This is a genomic window from Geobacillus sp. WSUCF-018B (assembly GCF_002809985.1).
GTDB classification, from domain to species: domain Bacteria; phylum Bacillota; class Bacilli; order Bacillales; family Anoxybacillaceae; genus Geobacillus; species Geobacillus thermophilus.
This window is the reverse complement of sequence record NZ_PIJF01000074.1, coordinates 1-9,262: the sequence shown is the minus strand read 5'-3', so window position 1 is coordinate 9,262 and position 9,262 is coordinate 1. Positions and strand designations below refer to the sequence as shown.

Annotated in this window: 13 protein-coding genes; 4 read left to right on the top strand and 9 right to left on the bottom strand. The window is 52.7% G+C overall.

Annotated elements, in window-relative coordinates:
* Positions 1-300: 300 nt before the first annotated feature.
* Genes CV944_RS15680 through CV944_RS15645 form a run of 8 tightly spaced genes read right to left on the bottom strand, consistent with a single transcriptional unit; the run spans position 301 to position 5,346 of the window.
* Complete coding sequence (locus CV944_RS15680) at positions 301-1,044, bottom strand: class I SAM-dependent DNA methyltransferase (protein WP_100659092.1); 744 nt, start codon at positions 1,042-1,044, stop codon at positions 301-303.
* Entirely contained in the window at positions 1,041-1,397 is a 357-nt protein-coding gene (rsfS, locus tag CV944_RS15675) for a ribosome silencing factor (RefSeq protein ID WP_033011969.1), read from the bottom strand. Before rsfS ends, CV944_RS15680 begins: the two co-directional genes overlap by 4 nt.
* Positions 1,394-1,972 carry a bis(5'-nucleosyl)-tetraphosphatase (symmetrical) YqeK gene (gene yqeK / locus CV944_RS15670; RefSeq protein ID WP_033011967.1) on the bottom strand — a complete coding sequence of 193 codons (579 nt, stop codon included), beginning with the start codon at positions 1,970-1,972 and terminating at the stop codon, positions 1,394-1,396. The genes rsfS and yqeK overlap by 4 nt, the downstream gene beginning before the upstream one ends.
* Complete coding sequence (locus CV944_RS15665; RefSeq protein WP_063330852.1) at positions 1,881-2,531, bottom strand: nicotinate-nucleotide adenylyltransferase; 651 nt, start codon at positions 2,529-2,531, stop codon at positions 1,881-1,883. The genes yqeK and CV944_RS15665 overlap by 92 nt, the downstream gene beginning before the upstream one ends.
* 40 nt (positions 2,532-2,571) lie before the next feature.
* On the bottom strand, positions 2,572-2,865 hold the full coding sequence (gene yhbY / locus CV944_RS15660) for a ribosome assembly RNA-binding protein YhbY (protein ID WP_033014727.1): 294 nt from the start codon (positions 2,863-2,865) through the stop codon (positions 2,572-2,574).
* A 3-nt stretch (positions 2,866-2,868) separates the two neighbouring features.
* Positions 2,869-3,699 carry a shikimate dehydrogenase gene (gene aroE / locus CV944_RS15655; RefSeq protein WP_095859687.1) on the bottom strand — a complete coding sequence of 277 codons (831 nt, stop codon included), beginning with the start codon at positions 3,697-3,699 and terminating at the stop codon, positions 2,869-2,871.
* Positions 3,700-3,718: 19 nt separating this feature from the next.
* Positions 3,719-4,828: a ribosome biogenesis GTPase YqeH gene (yqeH, locus tag CV944_RS15650; protein ID WP_100659102.1), complete on the bottom strand. Its 1,110-nt coding sequence runs from the start codon at positions 4,826-4,828 to the stop codon at positions 3,719-3,721.
* Between the two features lie 2 nt (positions 4,829-4,830).
* Positions 4,831-5,346 carry a YqeG family HAD IIIA-type phosphatase gene (locus CV944_RS15645; RefSeq protein ID WP_033011962.1) on the bottom strand — a complete coding sequence of 172 codons (516 nt, stop codon included), beginning with the start codon at positions 5,344-5,346 and terminating at the stop codon, positions 4,831-4,833.
* A gap of 340 nt (positions 5,347-5,686) precedes the next feature.
* Between CV944_RS15645 and sda the strand changes: the two genes are divergently transcribed.
* On the top strand, positions 5,687-5,827 hold the full coding sequence (gene sda, locus CV944_RS15640) for a sporulation histidine kinase inhibitor Sda (RefSeq protein WP_033011961.1): 141 nt from the start codon (positions 5,687-5,689) through the stop codon (positions 5,825-5,827).
* Between the two features lie 49 nt (positions 5,828-5,876).
* Here the strand turns inward: sda and CV944_RS15635 are convergent, their stop codons facing one another.
* Entirely contained in the window at positions 5,877-6,656 is a 780-nt protein-coding gene (locus CV944_RS15635) for a phosphatidylserine decarboxylase (RefSeq protein ID WP_033011959.1), read from the bottom strand.
* 122 nt (positions 6,657-6,778) lie between these two features.
* Between CV944_RS15635 and pssA the strand changes: the two genes are divergently transcribed.
* The 3 genes from pssA to motB all read left to right on the top strand — a co-directional run bounded on the left by pssA (position 6,779) and on the right by motB (position 9,077).
* Positions 6,779-7,318 (top strand): CDP-diacylglycerol--serine O-phosphatidyltransferase, encoded by a 540-nt coding sequence (gene pssA, locus CV944_RS15630; protein ID WP_014196390.1) that lies wholly within the window; start codon positions 6,779-6,781, stop codon positions 7,316-7,318.
* A 174-nt stretch (positions 7,319-7,492) separates the two neighbouring features.
* Entirely contained in the window at positions 7,493-8,290 is a 798-nt protein-coding gene (gene motA, locus CV944_RS15625) for a flagellar motor stator protein MotA (RefSeq protein WP_033011958.1), read from the top strand.
* On the top strand, positions 8,283-9,077 hold the full coding sequence (gene motB, locus CV944_RS15620; RefSeq protein ID WP_050367578.1) for a flagellar motor protein MotB: 795 nt from the start codon (positions 8,283-8,285) through the stop codon (positions 9,075-9,077). Before motA ends, motB begins: the two co-directional genes overlap by 8 nt.
* Positions 9,078-9,262 lie beyond the last annotated feature (185 nt).

Below are 9,262 nucleotides of genomic sequence, written 5' to 3'. Positions count from 1 at the left end.
AAGAATGTCCAAGCCTTTATTCAGCGAATCAACCAGAAACCAGAACAAACGATCGATCGTTTGTGTGTTCAGTTGTAAATCTTTAATTCAACTTATATAACTCACACATCTTTTTCAATTTCCCAGCCGTCAATCGCGTCGATCGCAACGTTTGGCCATACATTCCCCCCCTTCTTTTCCACATGCGCATAAAAAAAGAGCCCCTCCGGCTCTTTTTTCTTTCCCCACTTTCAGTGATGTTCCATCAACCTCTTGCAACAGCATCTTTTTTGGCTGCTAAGGTCCCTCACCACACGCCCCTCACCGCCTCCGCGCCACAAAAAACCACCGTTCCGCCGTCTCGGTCGGAGGCGCATCGGTGAAATCGGCGGTCACTTCAAGCACCTCAAAGCCGGCGGAATCGAGCCATCGCTCATAGACAGCGCGCTCGAACGTGCGCTGTTCGTGCCATTCGTCATAGCGCTCGTAAAGATCGCCGCGGCGGGCGAAAAACGTCAGTTCGTGCCCGACGCTGTGCGGCCAGTCAAGCGGATGGCACGTCCAAATGTAGCTGAGATCGTCGCCTTGATCGGCGAAGACGGCATTGCGGAACAAGACGTCCATTTTGTAAACCGAGTGGACGTCAAACAGCAGCAGCCCTTCAGGACCGAGCGCGCGGGAGACGGCGGCGAACGTCCGCTTCACATCCTCTTCATCCGTTAAATAGTTGAGAGCATCGCAAAACAGGAAGGCGCCATCGAGATCAGAAAACCCGTCGAGCTCCGCCATGTTTTGCTCGAAAAACGGCACGTTGACACCGGCTGCCTCCGCTTTCGCCTGGGCGACGGCGAGCATATGTTCGGATAGATCCACGCCGGATACTTGCCATCCGGCCTTGGCGAGGCGGATGGCAAGTTCGCCCGTCCCGCAGCCGATGTCGACAACCCGCCGTCCCGGCCGTTTGGCGTATCGGGCGAAAACCCGCTCGACAAATGATTGCCACGCATCATACGGCGCCTCGGCCATGAGCGCATCGTACCAATCGGCGAAACGAGCATAGGTCATGGCTGCAGCACAGCCGCGACGTCTTCCATCGGGGCGTCCCCCCAAAGCCGTTCGAGATTGTAATAGTCGCGCTCGTCTTTCGCAAATACGTGGGCGACGATGTCGCCGAGGTCCACAAGCACCCATTTCGCCTCCTGGAATCCTTCAACCCGCTTCACCGCTAAGCCGCGCTCTTCCGCTTGGTCTTGAATTTCGCGGGCGATGGCCTGCACTTGTTTGTCCGAATTGCCATGGCAAATGACAAAATAATCGGCAACGGGCGAAATGCCTTTCATATTGAGCACGACAATGTTTTCCGCCTTTTTATCATCCGCCGCGCGGACGATAAGCTGCAACGCCTCTTGTTCCGTCACTGTTTTGCTTCCCCCTTCACTTCACTCACGAGTGAATTGTACGCATGAATCGTATCTGGATAAATGAGCTGGCGCTTCTCAAGCAAAAACGCAATCGTATTTTTCACCGCCTGCAACAGCGCGCGATCGAGATCTTCCTCGGCGAGGCGCCTTACTTCCTCAACGCCGGGAAACTTCCTCCCCGGTTCGATATAGTCAGCCAAATAAATAATTTTTTCAAGCAGCGTCATCCTAGCTCTTCCCGATGTATGGTAGCGAATGGCATCCAGCACGTCTGGATCGTCAATGCCGACTTCCGTCTGCACCAAATAGGCGCCGACGGGCGCATGCCACAATTCACTGTTGTACGCAAGCAAGTCGTTGGGCATATTGTGCGCCAAAATGATTTGTTTCATTTCTTCAACCGGGCGGAATTTCGCATAGTCATGGAAAATGGCGGCCAATTCCGCTTTTTTGACGTCGGCGCCATACTGGTTGGCTAGCTTAACGGCCGTTTCGACAACGCCAAGCGTATGCTCGTAGCGCTGCTCCGTCAACTGTTGTTTCACAATCAGCAACGCCTGTTCTCGCTCCATATAATCCCTTCTCCTCAATATAAAGTCTCACACCTTCCGGCACGAGGTAGCGGATCGTCTGCCCGTTTTGCATCCGCTGGCGGATAAGCGACGAAGAGACGGCAAACTGCGGCACCTCCACCTCGACGACCGGGTATGGCGTTTCCATGGAATAACCGGGGCGCTTCACCCCGACAAACGTCACAAGCTTAATCAGCTCGTCAATGCGGTGCCAGTTCGGCAAATATTCGACCATATCCGCCCCGATAATGAAATAAAACTCATCATCCGGATGCATGGCGACGAGCTGCCGGACCGTATCGTACGTATAGGAAGGCCCCTCCCGTTCAAGCTCGATCGTCTCAACATGAAAGCATGGATGACCGGCCACCGCCAACTCGAGCATGCGGAGCCGATCCTCGCTTTTCGTCACTTGTTCGTGCTGCTTATGGGGAGGAATGCGGTTGGGCAGAAACCAAATTTGTGACAACTCAAGGGCGTCAAGCACTTCATTCGCCATAATCAAATGGCCGTAATGGGGTGGATCGAACGTTCCGCCGAGAATCCCGATTTTTCCCATCTTCCTTCCCCCCGCCGTTTCATCTTGGCCGCGCCGCTTGTCAGTCAGGCAAAACGATTTGTTTGTGTTCTTTCGACTCTTTGTATAAGACGATCGTATTGCCGATCACTTGCACAAGTTCGGCCCCCGTCCCGGCTGCCAGTTGCTCAGCGACGGTGTAGCGGTCTTCTTCGCAGTTTTGCAACACGCTCACTTTCAACAGTTCGCGCGCCTCCAGCGCTGCGGCAATTTGTTTCGTCATCTCTTCGGTGACGCCGCCTTTGCCGACTTGGAAAATCGGCTTGATATGATGAGCTTGCGCCCGCAAAAACCGTTTTTGTTTTCCCGTCAGCATATGTTACCTCCTTAACGCTTCGATGACAAGCTGTTTCATCCGGTTGACATCCGGCCATTGGCCGGTCCATTTTTCAAACGCTAGCGCTCCCTGGTACACGAGCATGCCGACGCCGTTTTGCACACGAGCGCCGCGTGCTTTCGCTTCCTTCAGCCACTTCGTTTCAAGCGGGTTGTAAATGATATCCGATACGATCGTCCCCGGCTGCAGCCGTTCAAGGGAAAGCGGCTGCGCCTCGACACGCGGATGCATGCCGACAGAAGTGGTATTGATAATAATATCGTATTCGTCAAGCCGCGTTTCCGCCTCGGCGAGTGAAAAATACGCCGAGCGGCCATCCTCCCCTTCGCGCACGAGCTGCTCCGCCTTTTCCACCGTCCGGTTGGTCATATCGATGCGCTTGGCTGCCGTCGACAGCAATGAAAAGTAAATGCCGCGTGCGCCGCCGCCGGCGCCGATCAGCAAAATCCGCTTGCCGTCGAGACTGACGTCCATTTCCTCCTCGAGCGCCTTGACGTAGCCAGGTCCGTCCGTATTATAGCCGACGAGCCGGCCGTTGTCATTGACGATTGTATTTACCGCCCCGATGCGGCGCGCATGGTCGTCGATGTCATCCAAAAATGGAATAACCGCCATCTTATGCGGAATGGTGACGTTCACCCCGGCAATGCCGAGCGCCCGCACGCCGGCGATGGCCTCACTGACTTGCTTCGGGTGAACAGAAAATAGGTGATAGCGCGCCGGGATTCCGAGGCGGACAAACGCGTCGTTATGCATAAGCGGCGACAGCGAATGCTCAACGGGAAACCCGAGCAGCCCATATACGTTCTCCATATTCTCCCCTCCCATCACGTTAAATCAACGATTGACGAATAAATACATCCACCCCTTTTGGAGCATGGACGACGAGCTGGGCTCCCGGGTCGTTGCACGTCACCCAACCAAGTCCGGAAAAGACGATATCCGTCTTCTGCTCCTTCACAGACAGCGACCGCGGCACAAGCGGCGGAAATTCAGCGGCATAGCGTTTGTTTGGCGGCGACAGCAAATCGCCAAGCTGATTGGCATAAAGGGAGTCAGCTTTTTCCAACTTCGTCCGATGAACCGTCAACTCATTGGCCATGTAGCAGACGAACGAGCGGCGCCCGCCTTTGATGTAATCGAGGCGGGCCAAGCCGCCGAAAAAGAGCGTCTGCCCTTCGTTGAGCTGATAAACGCGCGGATGGATTTCCCGCTTCGGCGTAATGATCTTCAAGTCGCGCGCATCAACAAAGTGCGCCATTTGGTGATGGTTGATGATCCCCGGCGTATCATACAGCGTCGCTCCACCCTCAAGCGGAATTTCGATCATATCGAGTGTCGTCCCCGGGAAATATGACGTGGTAATCACATTCCCTTTGCCGGTCGCCTCTTCAATGATCCGATTGATGAACGTCGACTTGCCGACATTCGTGCAGCCGACGACATACACATCGCCGCCGTCGCGGCAACGGTCGATCGCTTCCATCACCTTTGCCATGCCGATTCCTTTTGCCGCGCTCACCAGACAGACGTCTACCGGACGCAGCCCGAGCTCTTCCGCCATGCGGCGCATCCATTGCAACAGCTTTGGATATTTTACCGATCTCGGCAGCAAATCAACTTTGTTGCCGACAAGCAAAATCGGGTTGTCAGCCGCAAACCGTGGCAATCCTGGAATAAAGCTCCCGTTAAAGTCAAAAATATCGACGATGTTGACGACAAGCGCCTTCGATTCCCCGATGCGGTGCAGCATGTTTAAAAAATCGCTGTCATCAAGCGGCACGTCTTGCACTTCGTTGTAATGTTTTAGGCGGAAGCAGCGCTGGCAAATGATTTCTTCCTCGTCTTTTTCGAGCACGCTTTTTGGCGCATAGCCCGCCTTTTTCGGATCGTCAAACTGAATGGCCGCCCCGCAGCCGATGCAACGCAGTTGTGGCTCCACGATCATTCCTCCCAATAAATCATCCCTTTTTTCCGCATAGCGTTTAAAATTTTCCGTTCCATTTTCCGGTTAACGCGCGTCCATAATCCGTCCGTCTGGGCGACCGGGACGACTAAAATCGTATTCAATCCAAGGCGGTTGCCGCCAAGCACATCGGTCAGCAGCTGATCGCCGATGACGACGACTTCCTCTTTGCTCAGCCCCATCATGGCCAGTGCCTGCAAAAATGCGCGCGTCAGCGGTTTGCGCGCCTCGAAAATGAACGGAATGCCAAGCGGTTCGGCAAACGACTGCACGCGTCGTTTATTATTATTCGATACGATCACAACCTTAATGCCCGCCCGCTTGACCGCCTCAAACCAGGCGGCCAGCTCCGGCGTGGCGCTGGGCCGGTCCCATTCAACGAGCGTATTGTCCAGATCGGTGATAATTCCTTTTACCCCTTTTTTCTTCAGCTCGTCCGGCTGAATGTCAATGACGCGCTTCACAAATTGGCTTGGCAAAAAATAATGAAGCATATCGCTCACCTGCCTTTGTCTTTGCTTTTCCCATGATAGCGAATTTGGCCGTTCATTTCAAAACAAAGTTTGGCAGCCGCCCGGCTGCAGACATGCAGAACAGAAAGTTTTCGACAAATTCCGCGCCCTCCCGGTTTGTGGATAACTGTTATCCACAACATTCACAAAGTGATGGTCATGCCTACACTATTTTATAAACAAGTTTTCCACACATTATCCACCATCCCCTGTGGATAACAGAACGGTTGTTCTATTTTGCAAATCATGGTACATTGAAAGTAACCTACCATTATATGTATAAACCCATCATTTCATTCCATTCAAAAGGAGGGCTTCGCCGATGAAACATTTATCGGATGAACTGTTGATCGAGTCGTACTTCAAGGCGAAAGAACTCAACTTAAGCCCGGAATTCATCGAATTGATCGAACAGGAAATCCAGCGCCGCTCATTGACCCATAAAATCAAGCTGTCGTCGTGAAACGGAGGCCTTCGGGCTTTTTTTTTGTTTGCCGCCTTCATCCCGGCGCCTAGCGCCAATAGCCGAGCCGTTCGCCGACTTTCACCGGCATCGGCGCAACGATGCGTGGGTCAGGGGCGAAACTTCCGCGTTCAAACAGCAAGACGACCGTTGAACCGAACGAAAAATACGCCATCTCCTCCCCTTTCACGAGCTGCTCTCCCGTATGGGTCAACTCGATGCTGTTGACGAACATGGCGCCGATTTTGACGATCGCCATCCGCTTGCCGCCTGCCTTTACCTCCGTGATAAGGCGATAATTTTTTTCAAGCGGCCGCTTTCCGTATTTCAAGCCGAGACGGTTGACCGGATACGATTTGCGTCCGAGCGTCCACTGCCTCTCGATCATCCCAGATATTGGGCTGTGGATGCGGTGATAATGGCTCGGGCTTAAATACAGAATAAAAAAGAACCCGTTCACATACGGCTGCGCCGCCTCGGCGCTGCCGAGCATTTCAGCAATCGAATACGGTTTTCCCTTGACGATGATTTCACTGTTTTCCCGGATGATGCCCATTTCTTCAATCACTGCATCAACCGGGCTGACGACGGTGCACTCGTCGTCATCAACGGGCCTCGCGCCGGCTTTGAGCCGGCGGACGAACAGTTGCTGCAGCGTTTTATAATTTTTTAAGCTTTTTTCCATTTCTTCTTGATTAATATGGTAAATCTTCGCATACGATGGTATCAACCAGGCGCTAAAGCGCGACTTGGCGAACGAAGCGAGCAGCTTCGAAGAAAGCGAGTGGTTGGTCAGCTCAATCAACAAACGGTACAGCCATTTTCGCAAGCACGTTCCCTCCAATTTATGAAACGTCCAGTCGTTACTACCTTCCATATTACCGCCAAAATGAGTATAATGGTAGTAGAATTTTCTTTTGGCGTTTTCTGTTGGAAAAGGAGTGGGGAAACTTGTTCTTATCGGACTATCTAGATTATACGTTAAAAAAACTGAAAGCAAACGTGGCAAACATTTTGACGATGACAAACCTGTCGCTTGGCGGCTTTTCCGTCCTGGCTACGCTGAAAGGGCAGCTTCATATGAGCGTGCTGCTCGTTTTTTTAGCAGCGTTTGTCGATCGCTTTGACGGCGCTGTGGCGCGCAAGATGAACATTGAATCCGAACTTGGCAAGCAGCTCGATTCGATGAGCGACATCGTCTCCTTCGGCGTCGCTCCCGCCTTGCTGATGTACCAAGGCTTGTTCCATGAGTTCGGCGCGCCCGGCGCGGTATTCACCGTTTTGTACATCGCTTGCGGCGCCTTCCGCCTCGCTCGCTTCAACATCACAGAAAACAACGGCTACTTTGCGGGGCTGCCGATCACGGCTGCCGGAGTGTTGATGACGTTGGGCTATTTGGCCATTCCGTACTTTCCGCCGCAATCGTTTATGTTTTTGGCGCTCATTTTATCGTTTTTAATGGTCGGCACGTTTAAACTGAAAAAAATATGATGATCATCGGAGCTGCCCTTTCCGTCATCCTAATGGAGCGGGCGGCTTTTTGCGTCTCATGTCACACCTTTTTCCCTTTTCAACCTCCTATATTCAGTATATGATAAATATGGTTTCTTCATAAAAACGCCCAATGGCGTAGATCGTTCGTATGGAAAAAGCGGGGGGATTCATTTGGACAAAACATCGGTCATCGGCATCATCCTTGGTGTCATTGCCGTCGGGCTGGGCATGTACTTTAAGGGCGTTTCGCCTGCTGTATTGATCAATCCGGCCGCCATCCTCATCATTCTCGTCGGGACGGCGGCAGCGGTCGTCATCGCCTTTCCGACGCACGAAATTAAAAAAGTGCCAAAGCTTTTCAAAGTCATTTTCACGGAATCAACGACGCCGACGGTCGAACAACTGATTCCGCTGTTCGTCGATTGGGCGAATATCGCCCGCCGCGAAGGGCTGCTGGCGCTCGAAGCGAAGCTGGATGACATCGAGGATCCGTTTTTGCGCAACGGGCTCAGCATGGCGATCGACGGGCAGACGCAAGAGTTCATCCGCGATGTGATGACGGAAGAAATTGCCGCCATGGAAGAGCGGCACGAGGCGAACGCCGCCATTTTTACACAGGCCGGCACGTATGCGCCGACGCTTGGGGTGTTGGGCGCTGTCATCGGCTTAATCGCTGCGCTCGGGAACATGGAAAATATCGCTGAGCTCGGCAAAGCGATCAGCGCTGCGTTCGTTGCGACCATGCTTGGGATTTTTACCGGCTATGTGCTTTGGCATCCGTTTGCCAACAAACTGCGGCGGAAATCAAAAGAAGAAGCAAAAGTGCGCTACATCATGATCGAAGGGGTGCTCTCCATTTTGGAAGGACAAGCCCCGCGCATGATCGAACAAAAACTTGCGTCCTATTTACCGGAAAGCGAACGCCATCAGGCGCTGGCGCAAGCGCAAGGGGAAACGGTCAATGGCTAAGAAAAAAAAGCACTCACACGATGACCACATAAACGAATCTTGGCTGATTCCGTACGCCGATTTGCTTACGCTGCTTCTCGCCTTGTTTATCGTTCTGTTTGCCAGCAGCCAGATCGACCAAAAAAAGTTTCAAGAAATCGCCCGCGCCTTCAGCACCGCCTTTGCCGGTGGGACAGGGGTGTTTGATTTTCAAAGCCCCATTGAACCGATCACACCGCCTGCGGAAGACGAAAAAGGGCGGCAGCAAAATCAGCAGCAACAGTCTCAGACTCCTTCTTCGTCTATAAACGAAGGAGAAAAAGAAGAGCTGAAACAAATCCAAGTGAAAATTGACAGCTATATTCATCAAAAACACTTGACAGGGAAATTGCAGACATCGTTGACGGATGAAGGGCTTGCCATCACCATTTTGGATGACATTTTATTCGACTCCGGCAGCGCTGAAGTACGCATGAAAGACCGGCGTCTTGCGGCGGAGATCTCCGCTTTGCTCGTCATGAACCCGCCGCGCAATATCATGATCAGCGGCCATACGGACAACGTGCCGATTCATAATGAGAAATTTGCTTCCAATTGGGAGCTGAGCGTCATGCGCGCCGTCAATTTCATGAAAGTGCTGCTTGAAAACAAGCAACTCGATCCGCGCTATTTCAGCGCCAAAGGATATGGCGAATACAAGCCGATCGCCACGAACACGACCGCCGCCGGCCGGATGAAAAACCGGCGCGTCGAGATTTTAATTTTGCCCCGCATCGACGGAAGCCGTTCACCGGCGCCTGCACAGTAAAAGACCGCCTTGCTGTCCGGCGGTCTTTTGCTTTTCTCCGGGCTCTCCACCCGTTTCATGCCCTGTTCCGTTTCAATGTTCCAATTCGTGAACTACCCCCACTTAATTTTCTAGCGAAAATTTGAAGTGGGGGCTTCCAAAGAAGTTTGACTGCTTCAAGCAATCCTTATTCTTTGAGGCGTGTC

What these genes read in the sequence shown, in the direction of transcription:
- CV944_RS15680 (WP_100659092.1), bottom strand. Translation starts at nt 1,044, where the DNA reads ATGACCTATGCTCGTTTCGCCGATTGGTACGATGCGCTCATGGCCGAG.
- yqeK (WP_033011967.1), bottom strand. Translation starts at nt 1,972, where the DNA reads ATGGAGCGAGAACAGGCGTTGCTGATTGTGAAACAACAGTTGACGGAG.
- CV944_RS15665 (WP_063330852.1), bottom strand. Translation starts at nt 2,531, where the DNA reads ATGGGAAAAATCGGGATTCTCGGCGGAACGTTCGATCCACCCCATTAC.
- yhbY (WP_033014727.1), bottom strand. Translation starts at nt 2,865, where the DNA reads ATGCTGACGGGAAAACAAAAACGGTTTTTGCGGGCGCAAGCTCATCAT.
- aroE (WP_095859687.1), bottom strand. Translation starts at nt 3,699, where the DNA reads ATGGAGAACGTATATGGGCTGCTCGGGTTTCCCGTTGAGCATTCGCTG.
- CV944_RS15645 (WP_033011962.1), bottom strand. Translation starts at nt 5,346, where the DNA reads ATGCTTCATTATTTTTTGCCAAGCCAATTTGTGAAGCGCGTCATTGAC.
- sda (WP_033011961.1), top strand. Translation starts at nt 5,687, where the DNA reads ATGAAACATTTATCGGATGAACTGTTGATCGAGTCGTACTTCAAGGCG.
- motB (WP_050367578.1), top strand. Translation starts at nt 8,283, where the DNA reads ATGGCTAAGAAAAAAAAGCACTCACACGATGACCACATAAACGAATCT.